This is a genomic window from Psychrobacter glaciei, assembly GCF_014652895.1.
Taxonomy (GTDB): domain Bacteria; phylum Pseudomonadota; class Gammaproteobacteria; order Pseudomonadales; family Moraxellaceae; genus Psychrobacter; species Psychrobacter glaciei.
This window is the reverse complement of the sequence record NZ_BMZR01000001.1, coordinates 937890-955080: the sequence shown is the minus strand read 5'-3', so window position 1 is coordinate 955080 and position 17191 is coordinate 937890. Positions and strand designations below refer to the sequence as shown.

At 43.6% G+C, this 17191-nt stretch carries 16 protein-coding genes; 7 read left to right on the top strand and 9 right to left on the bottom strand.

The window, feature by feature from the left end:
- Positions 1-64 precede the first annotated feature (64 nt).
- From bfr (IE130_RS03950) to IE130_RS03940, 3 genes are all read right to left on the bottom strand, one after another.
- A complete protein-coding gene (gene bfr / locus IE130_RS03950; RefSeq protein WP_189581946.1) occupies positions 65-547 on the bottom strand; it encodes a bacterioferritin in 483 nt (160 codons plus the stop codon).
- A gap of 61 nt (positions 548-608) precedes the next feature.
- A complete protein-coding gene (gene bfr, locus IE130_RS03945; RefSeq protein WP_010198016.1) occupies positions 609-1097 on the bottom strand; it encodes a bacterioferritin in 489 nt (162 codons plus the stop codon).
- A 405-nt stretch (positions 1098-1502) separates the two neighbouring features.
- The gene (locus tag IE130_RS03940) at positions 1503-1694 is read right to left on the bottom strand and encodes a (2Fe-2S)-binding protein (RefSeq protein ID WP_010198018.1); all 192 of its coding nucleotides are present in this window, start codon (positions 1692-1694) and stop codon (positions 1503-1505) included.
- A 412-nt stretch (positions 1695-2106) separates the two neighbouring features.
- On the opposite strand from IE130_RS03940, the gene IE130_RS03935 reads away from it, so the two are divergent.
- The gene (locus IE130_RS03935) at positions 2107-2436 is read left to right on the top strand and encodes an ArsR/SmtB family transcription factor (RefSeq protein ID WP_189581943.1); all 330 of its coding nucleotides are present in this window, start codon (positions 2107-2109) and stop codon (positions 2434-2436) included.
- 418 nt (positions 2437-2854) lie between these two features.
- Here the strand turns inward: IE130_RS03935 and IE130_RS03930 are convergent, their stop codons facing one another.
- The 5 genes from IE130_RS03930 to IE130_RS03910 all read right to left on the bottom strand — a co-directional run bounded on the left by IE130_RS03930 (position 2855) and on the right by IE130_RS03910 (position 8066).
- The gene (locus IE130_RS03930; RefSeq protein WP_010198021.1) at positions 2855-3577 is read right to left on the bottom strand and encodes a sulfate/molybdate ABC transporter ATP-binding protein; all 723 of its coding nucleotides are present in this window, start codon (positions 3575-3577) and stop codon (positions 2855-2857) included.
- A gap of 110 nt (positions 3578-3687) precedes the next feature.
- Positions 3688-4623 (bottom strand): sulfate ABC transporter permease subunit CysW, encoded by a 936-nt coding sequence (cysW, locus tag IE130_RS03925; protein WP_010198022.1) that lies wholly within the window; start codon positions 4621-4623, stop codon positions 3688-3690.
- 1 nt (position 4624) lies between these two features.
- The gene (cysT, locus tag IE130_RS03920) at positions 4625-5509 is read right to left on the bottom strand and encodes a sulfate ABC transporter permease subunit CysT (protein ID WP_189581940.1); all 885 of its coding nucleotides are present in this window, start codon (positions 5507-5509) and stop codon (positions 4625-4627) included.
- A 181-nt stretch (positions 5510-5690) separates the two neighbouring features.
- Positions 5691-6782, bottom strand: a complete 1092-nt coding sequence (locus IE130_RS03915; protein ID WP_189581936.1) for a sulfate ABC transporter substrate-binding protein — start codon at positions 6780-6782, stop codon at positions 5691-5693.
- A gap of 150 nt (positions 6783-6932) precedes the next feature.
- Positions 6933-8066 (bottom strand): sulfate ABC transporter substrate-binding protein, encoded by a 1134-nt coding sequence (locus tag IE130_RS03910; RefSeq protein WP_189581934.1) that lies wholly within the window; start codon positions 8064-8066, stop codon positions 6933-6935.
- Positions 8067-8321: 255 nt separating this feature from the next.
- Between IE130_RS03910 and IE130_RS03905 the strand changes: the two genes are divergently transcribed.
- Complete coding sequence (locus IE130_RS03905; RefSeq protein ID WP_189581931.1) at positions 8322-8852, top strand: hypothetical protein; 531 nt, start codon at positions 8322-8324, stop codon at positions 8850-8852.
- 105 nt (positions 8853-8957) lie between these two features.
- Here the strand turns inward: IE130_RS03905 and sat are convergent, their stop codons facing one another.
- Positions 8958-10211, bottom strand: coding sequence for a sulfate adenylyltransferase (sat, locus tag IE130_RS03900; RefSeq protein WP_189581928.1), 1254 nt, complete (start codon positions 10209-10211; stop codon positions 8958-8960).
- Positions 10212-10485: 274 nt separating this feature from the next.
- Here sat and IE130_RS03895 point away from each other — a divergent pair, with 274 nt between their 5' ends.
- The 5 genes from IE130_RS03895 to IE130_RS03875 all read left to right on the top strand — a co-directional run bounded on the left by IE130_RS03895 (position 10486) and on the right by IE130_RS03875 (position 17126).
- On the top strand, positions 10486-12171 hold the full coding sequence (locus tag IE130_RS03895) for a nitrite/sulfite reductase (protein ID WP_189581925.1): 1686 nt from the start codon (positions 10486-10488) through the stop codon (positions 12169-12171).
- On the top strand, positions 12164-12760 hold the full coding sequence (locus tag IE130_RS03890; RefSeq protein ID WP_010198042.1) for a DUF934 domain-containing protein: 597 nt from the start codon (positions 12164-12166) through the stop codon (positions 12758-12760). Before IE130_RS03895 ends, IE130_RS03890 begins: the two co-directional genes overlap by 8 nt.
- 86 nt (positions 12761-12846) lie before the next feature.
- Positions 12847-13485, top strand: a complete 639-nt coding sequence (locus IE130_RS03885) for a phosphoadenosine phosphosulfate reductase domain-containing protein (protein WP_189581922.1) — start codon at positions 12847-12849, stop codon at positions 13483-13485.
- A gap of 203 nt (positions 13486-13688) precedes the next feature.
- A complete protein-coding gene (cysG, locus tag IE130_RS03880) occupies positions 13689-15356 on the top strand; it encodes a siroheme synthase CysG (protein WP_189581919.1) in 1668 nt (555 codons plus the stop codon).
- A gap of 168 nt (positions 15357-15524) precedes the next feature.
- Positions 15525-17126 carry an exonuclease SbcCD subunit D C-terminal domain-containing protein gene (locus tag IE130_RS03875; protein WP_227676121.1) on the top strand — a complete coding sequence of 534 codons (1602 nt, stop codon included), beginning with the start codon at positions 15525-15527 and terminating at the stop codon, positions 17124-17126.
- Positions 17127-17191 lie beyond the last annotated feature (65 nt).

Genomic DNA, 17191 nt, shown 5'->3' with positions numbered 1-17191 from the left:
AGGTTTGAATGATATCAAACGCCTACTGGCTTTTTAATCGATGAAGGGCTTAAGCGATGAAGGACTAAGGCGCTTTGTCATCATCCATCTGTGATTGGATGTAGCGTTCTGCACCAATGCTTTCGATCAAGTCTTCTTGTGTCTCTAGCCAGTCTTGATATTCTTCATTGCCATCTTTGAGCTTCACCAATAGCTGACGAGATACATAATCACGATGTGTCTCGCACAAAGTAATCGCATCGGTAAGAATGTCGAATTTCTGTTTTTCTAAACGCAAATTGCAATCAATAATCTCTGGCACATCTTCACCCACCAGCACTTTACCCAGTTCTTGCAAGTTCGGTAAACCATCAAGTAACAAGATACGCTCGATTAAATCGTCTGACCATTTCATCTCAGCAATTGATTGATGGTATAGCGAGTCATTCAGCGCTTCGAGACCCCAATGCCGAGCAATCCGTGCATGCAAAAAATACTGGTTAATAGCGATTAGTGATTGACCAAGCACTTTATTGAGTGCACGAATAACGTCTTTATCCCCTTTCATAATATCTCTCCCTTTATTATTACCTAGTAAATTAAATGTCGTGTAACGCTATCGATAGCTATTAAACAAGATGAGGAGATACCTCAGCCATTTGACTTTGTAGGTAATTTGGTAGACCAATCATATCGATAAGACGCAACTGCTGCTCAAGCCAATGCGCATGATCTTCTTCAGTGTCTTTTAGCTGCACAACCAACATCTCGCGAGTGACGTAATCATGTTGTTCTTCACACAGCGCAATACCGTCTTTTAGATGCTGTTGCACTTCATACTCTAGATCAAGGTCAAGCTGCAGCATTTCAGGAACAGTGCTGCCAACGTTGATATCGTTGACTTTCATCTTTGGCGTGCCGCCGAGCATTAGAATACGGCGAATGATAGCCTGTGCGTGTAAGGTTTCATCTTGCATCTCATGATTGATACGGTCGTATAATTTGCCGTAATGCCATTCCGCATACATCTCTGAGTGAATGAAATACTGGTCACGAGCTGCAAGCTCGCCACCTAATAGAAAATTTAAATACTCAATAACTTTTGGGCTACCTATCATCACACGCACTCCTATATTTATTCGTCTTTCAGATTACAGTAATAGTAATAATACCTGTATTGATAGCATTATCAGTAACCTGCACGGTCAAATTGAAAACAACAAAAAATCTTCTAAATCAAGATAGATATAGTAGCATATAGACGCTGTATGACTTGTAACGTTATTAACTAAGAATACGATGCTAATTGAGAATCATAATTAGCCAGCTTTTTTGAAGACGCTCAATAGGTATTTGAGCAATATAGAGAAAGTTCAGTGCGGGATATAAGCATGATAATTGTCCTACCCTTTATAACAGCTAATTGAGCTATAAAGAGTAAACAGTGACAATAGAAGAGGTGGTTATTCGAAGGTAGGATTACTTGTCATGATCAAGCGTAAACGGTGTTTATCTAACAATCGTTAAACGGCATAAGCTAGGACATCTAATCTAGCATGGTGTTCATCAAGATAATCGTTGACCATAGGTTCGCAGCAGCCACAGCACGTTGCAACATCAAGGGTATCTTTTAGACCGTCAAGGGTATCGATGCCAGCAGCAATAGCGGCTTTGATTTGCTTTTCTTTTACGTCGTTACAGATACATACGTACATGTGCTTGCTCCTACGATGATTACTATATGCTTTGCTGAAGTACTTAAAAATAAATAGGTACTTAAAAATAAATAGGTACTTAAAAATAAATAGGTACTTAAAAATGAAGAGATATGTTTTGGACGATATAGGTTACTTGATGTTCAATACTTTATCTTATTAGTCGTTATAATAACGATAATTATTACCATTTGCAATAGCATTGACCTATCTGTTTGTCATAAATCTATCGCTATTGAGTCTTGATAAAAACTCAATTCATGTAACTGCATACACACAAACATGTAACCGAACATTTTTAACGGTATTAAATTGACGATGAAGTGTAATTTTGCTCACTTTTTAATCGATTTTATTGATAACTGCTGTTATATTGACATCCTATTAATAAAAGCTCTCTTGGAATTACCCTATGTCTGATAATAATTTTACGATACAACCTATCGAATTGTTTAAAGTTTTATCTGATCCGACACGCTTAAAAATCTTCCAAATTTTATTCAAAAAAGAGGCACGCTGTGTAGGCGCGTTGGTAGAAATATTGGATCAACCGCAGCCAACCATCTCTCGCCATTTAAACCATTTGAAAAAACTGGGTATTTTAAGTTGTGTTCGCGACGGTACGTGGATGTGGTATGAAGTAGCAGATGACCTGCCTGACTGGTGCCAAGATATCTTAGACATCACTTATGAGCAAACCTCACTTGGAGACTTAGACGGTGATATGCAAAAACTTGCGTAGTTACTATTAACTCGCGTAGTTACTATTAAGTAGTTACTACTAATAAGTGATTAGATGGTAATCGATTAGGATAGTAGGTAATTAGAAGCTATTCATTAAGCGTTACTATCTGCTGGGTTGGCCATTGTTATGCCCCTCAAGTTGACACTTACAAATAGCTTAGTCCATAAAAAAAGACCTAATAATTTAGGTCTTTTTTTATTTGCAAATGACAGCAACTGCACAGACTGGTTGTCTTAAACATAGCTAAAACTCGATGAGATATAGTCAAAATATCCCAAAAATGCTACGATACTGATGATATTAATTTTTTGTAGCCTCTGTCTGCATAGACACAGCAAGCAAGAAAAATTGATATCATCAGTGCGTGATATATCGATATTACTTTGCACTGACTATATGGTTTAAAGAAGTCTGATTATACTAAATCTAAAAAGTCGCTGACAAAAGCGTTAGCTGGATGGTGTATCAGCTCCTCTGAAGTACCTACCTGCTCAACATGACCATGATTCATCACCACAATCTCATCAGATATTGCACGCGCCTCTTCTTGATCATGGGTCACCATGATACTGGTAATACCAAGATCATGATGAATGTCTTTTAGCCAAGTACGCAACTCTTTACGTACCTTGGCATCAAGTGCGCCAAACGGCTCGTCCAGTAGTAATAACTTTGGTTTTACCGCCAGTGCTCGTGCCAGTGCAATACGTTGGCGCTGACCGCCAGATAATTGATGCGGATAAGCATTGGCAATCTGCGGCAACTGTACTAATTCTAGCAGCTCTGCCACCCGCTTATTGATATCAGCTTTGCTTGGGCGTTCGTTCTTTGGCAACAGCGTTAAGCCAAAGGCGATATTATCGGCGATATTTTTGTGGCGAAACAAGGCATAGTGCTGAAACATAAAGCCGATATGGCGTTTTTGAACCGGCGTGTTGGTAACGTCCAAATCATCAAACAATATCTGTCCCGAATCCGCATATTCAAGCCCAGCAATGATACGTAACAGTGTCGTCTTACCGCAACCAGAGGGGCCTAGCAAGGTCGTCAATTTACCAGTAGGCACAGTGATATTAATATTGTCTAAGGCAGTAAAATTGCCAAAACTTTTATTAACGTTCCTAATTTCGATGCTCATAATAGTGTCTCTTATTATATCTTTTGTCTTATCGTGGCAGATTGTCTTCGATTACTGTTTTATTAGTAGCTAAATATAAGTAGCGAACTATTAACAGCTACTTGAACCATTTACAGGCTGTTATCTTCGTTCTTTGCTACGGTGGCATTGGCACTCACTGGCAGCTCAGGGGCACTTGCCAGCCGTTCAGATTTGGCAAATTTACGCTCTTGTACTTTGGTCATGACTTGTTGTATCAGCAGCGTCACGAGAGCAAGCGCAGCAAGTAAACTTGATAAGGCAAAAGCCGCGGTAAAATTATAATCATTGTAAGCAATCTCAACCAAGAGCGGCATGGTATTGGTCTCACCGCGAATATGGCCCGAGACCACGCTCACGGCACCAAATTCACCCATTGCTCGAGCATTGGTTAAAATCAAACCATAGAGCAATGCCCATTTGATATTGGGCAAGGTTACATGCCAAAAAGTCTGCCAACCGGTAGCACCCAAAGTAAGCGCGGCCTGCTCTTCACTATCGCCTTGTGTCTGCATCAGCGGTATCAGCTCACGTGCCACAAAGGGAAAGGTCACAAATAGCGTTGCCAACACAATCCCTGGCACCGCATAAATCACTTGAAAGCCCATGCTCTCAAGCCAGCCACCAACGGTAGAGTTGAGTCCAAATAACAACACAAACATCAAACCTGCGACCACTGGTGACACCGAAAACGGCAAATCAAGCAAGGTTGTGACCAGCTGCTTACCTTTAAACTGATAACGCGTGACCAACCATGCAATCGCGATACCCATCACCATATTAATAGGTAACACGATAGCAGCGGTAATTAAGGTCAGCTTAATGGCTTGCAAGGCTTCTGGATCGACCAGCGAGGCAATGTACAGCTGCCAGCCACCTTTAAAGGCTTCGTAGAACACCGCAAATAATGGCACCACCAACATGATAACCATGAATAAAACAGCAATCGCGATAAAGGTACGTCTAATCCATGGGCTGTCTTTAGTCGCTGGATTACTTTGATAATCGTAACTATTGGATATCTGCATCTTAGCGAGCTCCTACACGGCGCGACAGTTTCCACTGTACGATGTTGATGGTCAATAAAATCACAAATGAGATCAGCAGCATAAATAACGCCACGGCGGAGGCACCCTGAATGTCAAACTGCTCAAGCTTACTGATAATAATGAGCGGTAAAATCTCAGACTGCATCGGAATGTTACCAGCGATAAAAATCACCGAGCCATACTCGCCAGTCGCACGAGCAAACATCATGCCTGCACCCATAAGTAAAGCGGGTAACAGCTCTGGTAAAATAACTTTGCGAAAAGTGGTAAAGCGATTTGCGCCTAATACCGCAGATGCCTCTTCAAACTCAACCGATAGCTCGGCCAATACGGGCTGTACTGCACGAACAATAAACGGAAAGCTGACCACCACTAAGGCGAGCCAAATACCGATAGGCGTAAAAGCCACCTGAATATCGAATTTATCGAACCATTGACCAATCAGACCATTAGGCGCGTAAAGAGTGGCAAGAGAGATACCGGTGACGGCGGTTGGTAGTGCAAAAGGCAAATCAACCAAAGCATTGATTAAAGATTTGCCCCAAAACTCATAACGCACCAGCACCCAAGCGACCAGCGTACCAAACACCATATTAGTAAGCATCGCTAAGAACGACATCCACAAACTTAATTTTATAGCAGCGGTCACTTGCGGCTGGGTAATGGTTTCCCAAAAGCCAGTCCAGCCCATTTGCGTTGTGGTATAAGCCATCATAGCAAACGGCAGTACCACCAGTAACGATAAGCTAAAGACGGTGATGCCCATGCTCAGACCAAACCCTGGCAGCACATTGCGCTGACGCAAACGGTTCAGCCACCCTTTGTTTCGCAGGGGTTTGTTGGCAGAAGATAGTGGTGCACTCATAGTAATGTCCTATTGCCTATCTGATGGTACTTATCGTAAAGACCACGTTTTATCAAATTTATTATTAGTACGCTTATGGTATAAAGGACACAGCGCGGGTGCCATGTCCTTTATATGATTGGACGTTACTTTAGAATTGCTGAGCTGGTAACGACAGTACGTTTAAAACATAGCAGACTGGCTACTGAGGGGCATTAATTGCTAACTGATCGAATACGCCGCCATCACTAAAGTAAGTGCTCATGATCTCATCCCATGACCCAAACGCATCGTTTGGACGGAAAGTTTCAACCGGTGGTAATTTGTCACCATTTTTATCAAGAACGCTTTTTACACTAGGACGTAAGTAAAGGTCAGCAGCCAATTGCTGAGCAGGCTCGCTCCATAAGTAATCAAGATAGGCTTTTGCTGCATTAGTCGTGCCTTTCTTGTCCGTCACCGACTTAACGATCGCAACAGGGCTTTCTGATTTGATAGAGTATTTAGGATAAACGATGTCAACTTTACCCGCACCGAAATCAGTGGCGGCAAGGTTGGCTTCGTTTTCAAAGGTGACGAGTACATCACCAATACCGCGCTGAACGAAAGTCGTTGTCGCTGCACGTCCGCCATTCTCATAAACTTTCACGTTTTTAAGCATATCTTTTACGTATTTTTTCGCTGGTGCTTCTTCGTTATTAAAGGCGTGTAAACCATAACCATAAGCCCCTAAGAATGCATAGCGACCGTTACCGGTCACTTTCGGATTAGCCATCACAATCTCAAGGCCATCTTTGGTCAAATCTTCCCAATCGTTGATGCCTTTTGGATTGTCTTTACGCACCAAAAATACGATGGTGCTGGTAAATGGCACAGCATTATCTGGGAATTTGCTTTCCCAATCTGACTCAACCAACCCTTTTTTCTCAAGCAATTCAATGTCTGAGCCTTGGTTCATCGTCGCAACATCCGCTTGCAAACCATTGGCAACTGACAGTGCTTGCTTACTTGAGCCACCATGTGACTGCTTAATTAGGATAGTGTCGTTTGGGTTCTCAGCCTTATAGTGCTCAACGAACAGCGGGTTGTAGTCTTTATAAAAATCACGCGCCACATCATAAGAGACGTTCAACAGCTCGATATTCTGACCTTCTGCTGTGCCATCAGCATTGGCAGTCGTATCTGCCTGCTCACTGTTGCTACAGCCAGCAAGTCCAAGTGTCAACGCCACGCCAGCGACACTTAGAGCGCTCAGCGCTTTGTTTTTTTGTTGATAACGAGCTGCGTATGTCATAAATACCTCAGAGATGTCTGTTTTTTATGTAATGCAGGTATGCTAACAGCGCCATCTTATTATGTTTAATGATGAATATGTGTATGTTATTGCCAAAATGGAATAACTGTATGATATAGATAAAGTTATCAATTACTTAAGGGTTGCCCTCTACTCTACCCGTGCCAGCTGATCGAAACGCCCGCCATCGACAAAGAATGTGTCCATGATCTGTGCCCAAGACCCGAAAACTTCGACTGGCTCAAAAGTGTCAATATCAGGTAGGGTGTCTTTGTGCGCTGCTAATACCTGCTCATTACTAGGACGCATATACATCTGTGCCATGAGTTCTTGTGCGGGGGTCTCCCATAAACCTTTGAGATAAGCGGTTGCGGCCTCAGTTTTACCGCCTTTTTCGGTGACAGCGGTCACTACGGCAACGGGGTTTTTAATAACAATCGAGTAGCTCGGATAAACAATGTCAACTTTTCCTTTTGCGAACTGCTTCACCGCCAGATGCGCTTCGTTTTCGGTAGTGATAAGTACATCACCTAGCCCGCGTTGGGTAAAGCTGGTCGTCGCTGCTCGTGCACCATTGTCGTAAGTAACGACGTTTGCCAATAGTTTCTTGATAAAGTCATCCGTTTTGGTAGGATTTTCCACACTTTCTTTGAATTGATGCAGCCCATAGCCGTAAGCGCCCAAAAAGGCATAACGCGCGGTACCACTGGTTTTTGGATTCGGGATGACCACATCAATACCATTACGCGCCAAATCTGACCAATCTTGAATGTTTTTTGGATTGCCGTTCCGTACCAGTAGCACCATAGTGCTGGTATAAGGAACGGCATCATTTGGCAGTGCTTGTTGCCAATCGGCTGCGACCAAGCCTTTCTCCACCAACAGATTCATGTCGCTTTCTTGGTTGAAGGTCACCACATCGGCTTGCAAACCATTGGCAACCGACAAGGCTTGCTTACTTGAACCACCATGTGACTGATTGATATCGATCTTACTGTCTGGGTTTTCTTTCTGATAATTCGCACTGAATAACGCGTTATAGTCTTTGTAAAAATCGCGCGATACATCGTAAGAGACGTTCAGTAAGCTGATGTCTTTTTGCGCACTGGCAGATTCTCCTGCCTCGTTTTGCGTGGCTTGCGTTGGGCTGCAACCTGCAATCAGCATCATCGCTGTCAATGCGCTGCCAATCATGAGGATGCGTGGTTGTACGCTTTGAGATAATGATGGGACACCCGCAATACTGCCAATGCGAGATGAGATTTTGTTGATATTAATTTGCATAAATGTTCTCTATAGTTTCGAGTTTCATATTTTTTAGTTTCGATGCGACCATTTTTTATTAAAATACTTATCACGATCTCAATGGCTATTGCTCAGTGAATTTGGCTTTTTGAATTCAATATTGAGTATAATGAGAGCCATGCTAGCAGCTTGTTTCATGAACGCTTAGTGACAAATTAGCTTATCGAGTGAAGCACTTGGCATAAGCAGGCAGGAGCAATACCTATCATTCACTTAACCACAAGGTGCGACCATATGATTCAATACCAACTCCGCTCAGTACTTTCTATTACGTTATTATTTGCCAGCCCTATTCTTGTTACCGTCAGCGGCTGTAGTTATATCAATGATAACTACGGTGCTAGCAAAGTGAAAAGTACTGCTGTTATGCCGACACCTGCTGTGCAAAAAGTCGTTGGTGACTATGCCTCAGAGAGTTATACGGCTCGCAAGCAAGGTTATGATTGGGTGGGTATTATGGTGAGACCTGACGGAGCGACAGACATTACTATAAAAGTGCGCGCCCGCAGTGATGTGAAAAAACCAACCTGTCATTTTGATGGTAAGGCGACCTTGCTGGGTCAGGATGATGCACACGGCATTATTTTTCAGACCGAGATAAATAACAGCAATGACAGCAATGACAGCAAGGTATTCTTTCAATTTAAAGACGATACGCTGACCATTGATAGCCCAGATAAATATGCATTGAACTATTTTTGCTCAGGTGGCGGTACGCTAGCCGGAAACTATGAGAAGCTTTCGGGTGCTTTAGAGCTGAATTAACATTCAATGACGTTCAGCTTTACTGTAGACAATAAAAAAGGTGCCAGACGATAAGTCTGGCACCTTTTTTTATGACTGATTTTATTTATCAACGATACAAATTAATTATACGGCTGATGCACCAGTGAGCTTAACCTCAGCACGCTCCTCACGAGCGATACCAGCATAATAATTGCGCAAAATTTCTAGCACTTCGGGGCGGCTAAAGTTCTCTGGCACCTCTTCGTCTTCTGATAGTGCTTTACGTAGCTTAGTACCTGACACTTTGACATGCTCAGAGGCGTCATGCGGGCAAGTCTTGTCTGATGCCATCGCATTACAAGCATTACACCAGAACGTCCAGCCAATTTTTAACGGCTGAGTGATCAGATCGTCTTTGCCAACGTGCTCAAAGATAGTCTGAGCATCAAAGGCACCATAATAATCGCCAACACCAGCATGGTCACGACCAACAATCAGATGACTACAACCATAGTTTTGACGGAATACCGCATGCAGTAACGCTTCACGAGGTCCAGCATAACGCATGTCTAGTGGATAACCCGCTTGAATCACCGTATCTTGTCTAAAGTAATTGTCAATCAACGTTTTGATGGCTTCTTGACGGACGTCAGCAGGAATATCACCTGGCTTGAGCGCACCTAACAATGAATGTATCAACACCCCATCACAAATCTCGATAGCAATCTTGGCAAGATATTCATGTGAGCGATGCATTGGGTTACGCGTCTGGAACGCTGCGACTGTTTTCCAGCCTTTGGCATCCAATATTTCGCGCGTCTCCGCAGGCGTTTTATAAATCTCTGGGTATAAGGCTGGGAATTCACCTTCGCTCAGCACTTCTACGCTACCTGCGATGTTGACATCGCCTTGGTTTAGCACTTGCTGCACACCCGGATGCTCAGAGTCTGTCGTGGTAAATACTTGCTGGCATTCGTGTTCTTTATCGATACTATAGGTTTCTTCAACCGTCAAAATGCCCATCACTTCACCATCTTCAGCGACCAACGCAACTTTATCACCTTGATTTAAGCTGTCGGCTGTGGCTGTTGGTGCAGATAAGGTGATTGGAATCGGCCAAAACAAGCCAGCATTCTCGCCGCTTTGTAAGCGCATATTATCAACCACACCCTGCCAGTCGGATTGATTCATAAAGCCGTTTAGCGGGGTAAAGCCGCCAATACCAAACATAATCAAATCGCCACGCTCACGAGAGCTTAAGGTAATCGTCGGTAATGTGCTGGCAAGTGCCAAGGCTTGATCACGGGCGTCGCCAGTTAACAATAATGGCTTAAGCTCACTGCTACCATGAGGAGGGACTAGTTTTGAAGCTGCTTGATTGAGGACTGAAGATGTCATATTGATTTAAAACCTTAATAAATGATTATACTTGGTAAATTGGCTTAGCAAATTGGCTTATAAATAGAATACGCATAGGCTACCTAACTTTCGTTATGAAAATTTATGCTGTGTTTGGATATGGATATGTCTTAAAGGAATTTATGTTTTTTGGCGCAAGCTTATATGATGTAAAGCTGAATTATTCACATTGCGATCGGCAACAAAATCTATTACACACGCAAATCATTTTCGTCGCTGCTTTTAAGTCTAAAAACAAAATTGAGATTACGTCATGTATCAATATAACTACGCTGACCAAACCTTGGTAGAGGAACGGGTCGCCCAATTTCGCGACCAAACTGAACGGTTTTTGGCCGGTGAGCTGCCAGAAGATCAGTTTTTACCCCTGCGTTTGCAGAATGGCCTTTATATCCAACGTTATGCGCCGATGTTGCGTATTGCTATCCCTTACGGCCTGCTAGCCAGTTACCAATTGCGTAAATTGGCAGAGATTACTCGCAAATATGATAGAGGCTATGGGCACTTTACGACCCGTACCAATATTCAGTTGAATTGGCCAAAGCTAGAGGAAGTTCCAGACATATTGGCAGAACTGGCATCGGTACAGATGCACGCCATTCAAACGTCGGGCAACTGTATTCGTAATACCACAACTGATCCTTACGCTGGTATTCATCAAGAAGAGATTGCAGATCCACGTCCCTATTGTGAAATTATTCGTCAATGGTCAACTTTTCATCCTGAGTTTGCCTTTTTGCCGCGTAAATTTAAGATTGCTGTTATTGGTACAGCCAATGACCGCGCGGCGACGCAAGTGCATGATGTGGGACTACATTTAAAAACCAATGAGGCAGGCGAGATTGGTTTTGAAGTATTGGTTGGCGGTGGTCTTGGTCGTACACCAGTGATTGGTAAAGTGATTAACGAATTCTTACCGCGTCAGCATCTGCTCAGTTATCTAGATGCTATTTTGCGTGTTTATAACCTGCATGGTCGCCGCGATAATAAATTTAAAGCCCGTATTAAAATATTGGTGGAGAGCATGGGCGGTCCTGCCTTTGCCAAATTGGTCGATGCAGAGTGGGAAGCGCATACCAGAGATGGCGCGCTGACCTTAACAGACGAGAATTTTGCCACTGCCAGCAGTTTTTTTAGCGAGCCTGATTATGTTGCCTTCGACGCTCTGCAAGCACAGTCTGATTTGCAGCAGCAACTCAATGCCGATAAAGACTTTGCCAATTGGTACAATCAAAATACGGTCGCGCATAAAGTGTCGGGCTACCGTGCCGTTGTTATTTCGTTAAAAGCAGGGTTGGTCGACGGAAGCTATGTGCCTTCGGGCGATGTCAACGAGCAGCAAATGGATGCCCTCGCTGACTTATCAGATAAATATAGCTTTGGGGAGTTACGCGGTACTTATCAGCAAAATTTGGTGTTTGCTGACGTGCAAACCGATCATCTGTATGAGCTATGGCAACAGCTGACTGAGCTTAATTTAGCGCGTGCCAATATAAACACCTTAACAGACATGATTGTCTGCCCAGGTTGGGATTATTGCTCGCTTGCCAATGCCACGACTTACAATATCGCTGAGCAAATCGAGAAACAGTTTGATGATCTCGACTACCTTTATGACTTGGGTGAGATTCGTCTAAACATGTCCGGCTGTATGAACGCTTGTGCGCACCATCATACGGGTGATATCGGTATCCTTGGTGTCGACAAAAAAGGCGAACACTGGTATCAAATCAGTTTGGGTGGTAACTCAAGCAGTGATGCCAAAATCGGCAAGATATTGGGCAAAGCAGTGCCAGCTGATGATGTCGCTACTACCCTACAAAAGATTTTGGACGTTTATTTAGAGCTGCGTGCTAGTAATGACAATGACGTAGAACTCTTTACTGATTTGGTCGATCGCGTTGGTATCGCACCATTTAAGGAGAAGGTCTATGGGTAATCATCATGTACTAAATAGTGATGGTGTCGATATCAGTCAGACTGATACTTGGCATGCGCTTACCACCAATGAGATACCAGATGGTATCGCTCTCACAGAGATATCGCTGCTCGAGACCTTACAAAAGCAAGAGAAGCTCGACGTTGTCCTACCACTTGCAGACTTGCTGGATGCTAAAGGCACGCTCGCTGGTGGACTATTGCAGCAAGTATATGAGCTGTTGGGCGAGCATACTAGCCGTCTTGGTGTTTGGATTACCTCAGACACTGATACTGATGCGCTGGCAGGATTGACAGACTTTTTGTTAAAGCAAGATTTGATTGTGATTCATGTGCCAGCCTTTACTGATGGGCGTGGTTTTAGTTTCGCGCAAACATTGCGTCAGCTCGGTTTTCAAGGCGAGATTCGTATGGCAGGCAAGTTTGGCCGTGACCAAATTGCGTATCTACTACGTGCGGGTGCCGACACTTTTGTACTTAGCGAGCACGATATGCAGTCTATCTCTGATATCAGTCAAGCGTTCAATGCGCTTGCCAGCAGTTATGATGGTCGCAACGCTGCCGACTTGCCGATGTTTTCGGGCGCTTAATATTGCTATTCAGTAGCCATTATTTACTTTTAAATATTTTGTTTATTTAACCATTTTTTATATTAACAACAATTAAGGAACGCATTATGAGCCAATTACACCCAAATCTAGACCTTGACCAAGCCAACCAAGCGCTACAAGGTAAATCACCAGAAGAAATCGTAGCATGGGCATTGCAGCAAGCTAAAAACCCAATTATCACGACGAACTTCCGTCCTTATGAATCTGCTATTTTGCATTTGGTCGCCAAGCAACGTCCTGATATTACCGTATTATGGGTAGATTCTGGCTATAACACCGATGCCACTTATCGTTTTGCTAATAAAGTCATTAAAGACTTAGGTCTAAATGTCATTACGTATATCCCTAAACAAACGGCTGCCCATCGTGACGCCACTATGAATGGTATTCCGGGGATTGATAACCCACAGCATGACGAATTCACGGAACAAGTGAAGCTTGAGCCGTTCCGCCGCGCACTAGATGAGCTAAAGCCTGACGTTTGGTTCAATGCCATTCGTAAAGATCAAACCGAATTCCGTCAAGGCCTTGATGTGTTAAGTCTATCAAAAGATGGCGTGCTAAAAGTAGCACCGTTGTTTGAAAAAGCAGATGCAGACTTGGATGTTTATTTAGACGAGCACAAACTACCTAACGAGCATGACTACTTTGATCCAACGAAAGTAGAAGAGAGCCGTGAGTGTGGCTTGCATACTCAGCTGTAATATCGACTGATTTTAGTTAAGCAAAAGCCCTCTCATAAACGAGAGGGCTTTTTACATTATGTATGGCTATTCCCTTTTCAATCAAAAACCACCTTTAACATGTCAAAAACGAATATACTAATGCCAATACACTAAGTGAGACGTCGCACGCGATACCTCATAATAGGGGTATATTTTACATTGAATAAATTGCTGGTGATGCTATGAACACCTTTCCGCTATTTTTTAAATTAGAAGACCGCAAAGTGCTGATCGTCGGTGGCGGCGATGTGGCGCTACGTAAGGCTGACTTGCTCAGCCGTGCTGGGGCTTGTATCACGGTACTGGCACCAACCATTATGGCTGAGATACAAGCATTGCTATCTGATAGCAAGCACCAACTCATCTATGAAAACTATCATAAAACCTATATGACAGGCGCGCGTGTCATTATCGCGGCGACGGATGATGAAACGCTCAATCATCAAATTCATGCCGATGCTACCGAGATTAATATTCCCGTAAACGTGGTCGATACCCCGCCTTTGTGTGATTTTATTTTCCCTGCCATCGTCGACCGTAATCCCATTGTGATAGGTATTTCTTCAAATGGTAAAGCGCCCGTGCTGGCACGTCTGTTGCGTGCACGTCTTGAGACCTTAATACCTCAAGGCTACGGCAAACTTGCCAAGCTGGCAGGCGATTTTCGTACTGAGGTAAAAAGCAAAATCCCAACCTTGACAGGTCGTCGGCAGTTTTGGGAGCGTGCTTTTGAAGGTCAAGTCAGTGAGCTGATGTTTGCGGGTAATGAAACCCAAGCGGCCGCCCAACTAAAAGCCGACTTGGACGAGACGGCTGCCAAAATTGATAGAACCAGCAATGCAGACACTCAAATTCCACAAACAGCGATATCGGTGACGGATTCAAAAGATCAGCCACAACAACATCCTGAACATTCAGCTGCAACGCCTGAGCAAACGCCTATCGGTGAAGTCTATATCGTTGGTGCAGGTCCGGGTGATCCAGAGCTGCTTACCTTTAAAGCGCTACGTTTAATGCAGCAAGCCGATATTGTCTATTATGATGCGCTGGTATCACCGCAAGTATTGGATCTATGTCGCCGTGATGCTGATAAAGTATTTGTCGGTAAAAAACGTAGCAACCACGCCGTCGCTCAGCTTGGTATCAATGAGCTGTTGGTCAATAGTGCGAAAGAAGGTCGCCGTGTGGTACGGCTAAAAGGTGGTGATCCCTTTATCTTTGGACGTGGTGGTGAAGAGATTGAAAGCCTGCGTGCCCATGGCGTCCCGTATCAAGTCGTCCCCGGTATTACCGCTGCCAATGCTGCCGCAAGTTACGCTGGTATTCCGCTCACCCACCGTGATCACTCGCAATCTGTGCGCTTTGTCACTGGATTTTTAAAGGCTGGCGCGCCCAATAGCAACTTTAAGAGCTTTTTAAATACGGACGAAACCGTGGTGTTTTATATGGGTTTGCATTCGCTGCCACGTTTGACTGAAGGCTTGATTGAGGCAGGACGCAATGCTGATACGCCAATCGCTATCATATCCAACGCCAGTATGCCAAACCAGCAGGTATTGACAGGGACGCTAGCAACCATTGTCGCCCAACAAGAACAAGCGCAACTGCCAACGCCAGCATTACTGATCATGGGTGATGTGGTCGCGCTACATCATGATTTGGCTTGGTATAATTTACAGAATCAGCAGCACAATCAAAACGTTAGTGACACCGCAAATAATTGGTTGCGTGGCGGTACAGCTGCGACACCTAAAGAAACAAGCTTGCAGCAGCAAGCACATGCCCTATCAATGGTGGCCAATCTAGCAACGCAGCAAGAAGATGGACTCGAGAAACTGGTTATTGATTAGCGACTCTCCTCAACTAAATCGAAAACTTAATCGATAGCTACCTAAAGGGGCTAACCAAAATAAAACCCTATCAATGATATTTGGTAGGGTTTTATTTTGGCAGCAGAGCAAACAGCAATAATTCTTGCTAGAATGAAGGCTGTCTCTTATTCATTATTAAGCTCAACTATGTCCACACTTGCCGATACCAAATCTATGCCTATTAAACCTCTCACTATACTTCATACCTCTGATTGGCATTTGGGACGACGGCTTTATGGTCGCATGCGTTATGAGGAGTTTGAGGCATTTTTAAGTTGGCTTGAAGAGACGATTAGCGCGCAAAAAGTCGATGTATTAATCGTTGCTGGTGATATTTTTGACACCATGACGCCAAGTAATAGAGCCCAAGCATTGTATTTTGAGTTTTTGGGTAGAGTGTCAAAATCCTGCTGTCAGCACGTAGTGATAGTCGCGGGCAATCACGACTCCCCTACTTTTCTAGATGCACCCAGTCAAGTGCTTAAGTTTTTAAACGTTCATGTGATTGGTACGGCCTGTGACGACTTAACCGACGAAGTATTGGTTTTAGGTGATGCAGATGGTATACCTCATTGTATTGTCGCCGCTGTCCCTTATTTGCGCGACCGCGATGTGCGTAGCAGCAGTGCTGGCGAGTCAGCTAAAACCAAAGATGCCAATGTCATCGCTGGTATTTGCGCGCACTATGATGGTGTTGCAGAGATTGCCACAGCCAAACAAGCTGAACTAGCTAAGTCGCATAAGCGGCACATCCCTATTATTGCGACAGGTCACTTATTCGCTCTTGATAGTAAAACAACGGAGGATGATGGTGTTCGCGATCTTTATGTGGGCAATCTAGGTCAAATATCAGCAAGTATGTTTGATGACTGTTTTGATTATGTCGCACTTGGTCATTTGCACGTACCACAAAGGGTTGGTAGCTGTGATCATATACGCTATTCAGGATCGCCTATTGCAATGGGCTTTGGCGAAGCTCGCCAGCAAAAGCAAGTATTACTGGCGCAGTTTGGTGCAGCGATAAATAGGTTTAATAATGAAGTGGTTAAACCTGAAGTTATTACTGATACTTCTGTTCACATTGAGAAAGCAGCCAGTCATTCAATGAATAATACGCAGTTTATGTATGACCTGTTTGCCTTTGATGAGTCAGTAAACGACGACACTACTAACAAAGGTGACGATAGCGATGAGAATAAAAATTCTGCTAGCTTTGGTGGACATGCTGATGCACAAGAACCGCTCTTTGAGAAAGGTTTGAGTGCGACGGTCATACCTACTACTAGGCTGCTTCATCATGACGATTCACGCAGTTTACAAGTTATTTCCCTTGCAATCCCTTGTTTTCAAAAATTGGCTCAGGTGAGTGGCGACTGGGAGCAGATAGATACTGAGCTTACGACACTTATGCAAAATGCAAAAAGTGTCTGGCTTGAGGTCATTTATACCGGCAACGCGATGATGACCGACTTACGTGAAAGAGTTAATGACCTTGTTACTGAGAGCAACGCTAACAACAATGGCATAAATAACATAGAGGTATTAAAAATCCGTAATATGCAAATTAAAGACAAAGTGATGATGCAAAATGCGTACAGTCAAGAAGCACTGCAAGACTTGAGTAATGCTGAAGTCTTTGAGCGCTGCTTGAATTCCCATGATATCGTTGACGAGCAAAAGCCTGCTCTACGTAATGCCTATCAAGAAATTGTACAAATGATCGTACAAGAAGATCTAAATGCTGAATAGCATCGATCGTCTATTTACTACCTTGTTCATGTCTAACCCCATTTATTTTAACTTTATCTATCCCG